The sequence below is a fragment of the Paenibacillus lacisoli genome, assembly GCF_030580655.1.
In the GTDB taxonomy this organism is placed as follows: Bacteria; Bacillota; Bacilli; order Paenibacillales; family Paenibacillaceae; genus Paenibacillus; species Paenibacillus lacisoli.
On record NZ_JAUQTB010000045.1, the window covers coordinates 1 to 986 of the forward strand.

At 51.9% G+C, this 986-nt stretch carries 1 protein-coding gene; it reads left to right on the top strand.

Annotated elements, in window-relative coordinates; genetic code table 11:
- A partial coding sequence (locus Q5741_RS21530; protein ID WP_305026149.1) for a hypothetical protein occupies positions 1-986 on the top strand: 986 nt, incomplete at both ends.

Consider the following 986-nt stretch of genomic DNA (forward strand, 5'->3'; position numbering starts at 1 on the left):
GAAACCGAGTACTATACGTATAACGAGCAGACATCCAATCTCGGTGTAGGCTGGACATGGGCTTTTCCGTCGGTGGAGACCCGGGGGAATCAGCAGTATTTTCACTTCGCGGACGGTTCGGTATATGCTGTGGGCAGTGGCGGCCAGGGGCTGGTCGATTATCCGCTCAAGGACGTGACCTTCGCTCCGTCGACAGAGATCTTGAGAACCAAGAACGCAGCAGGCACCGAAGTTACAGCCCAAGCGGCTTATGCGCTGACCGATACGCTGGGGACAGGAGTTTATTTTAACAGCAACGGTCAATGGATTGGAACGAAGGATGCATACGGCAATGTCATCATGGTTCTGTACGCGAAACAGCCGGTGAATGATCAGAACGAATATCCGCTCATAGACCGGATCATTGATACCTTGAACCGAGAGATAACCTTTACCTATACCTCCAATTCGGTAACTGTAACCTATGCGCCAGGCCAATCGCTTGTCTACAACAAGCGCCTGATCAGCAACACGAACAAGAAACGGGAACTGGCTTCTGTTGTCAACGAGAACGGCGAGACGACGTCCTATACGTATGACAAGAATGAAGTGAAGTTTGACTATGATACGTCCAGCCAACCAGATGCCGGCCAGACGCTGTACAACGATCTGGAGCAGATCACCTATCCTACTGGCGGGCGCACAACCTATGAGTACACCACAGCGAGCAAGCGGCTGGGCGATACCGGAACACTCGAATATTCCCGTGTAGCCCGTCGCTACGACGAGCTGCGTGAGAGCACGTATAAGAAGAAGAATGTGGTGGTGTTCGATTACAGCAGAATGACGGACTTTAACGATCCCGCGCAGGAATCCTCTGTCATCAAGCGTACTACGATCAGCAATCCCAATGATCCAAGCCACATAACTGCTGTGGAGAAAATTTCGGAAACGACGCAGCTGAACGCGGATCATCTACCGGTCCAGTTCACGCGAGAGAAAGCAGG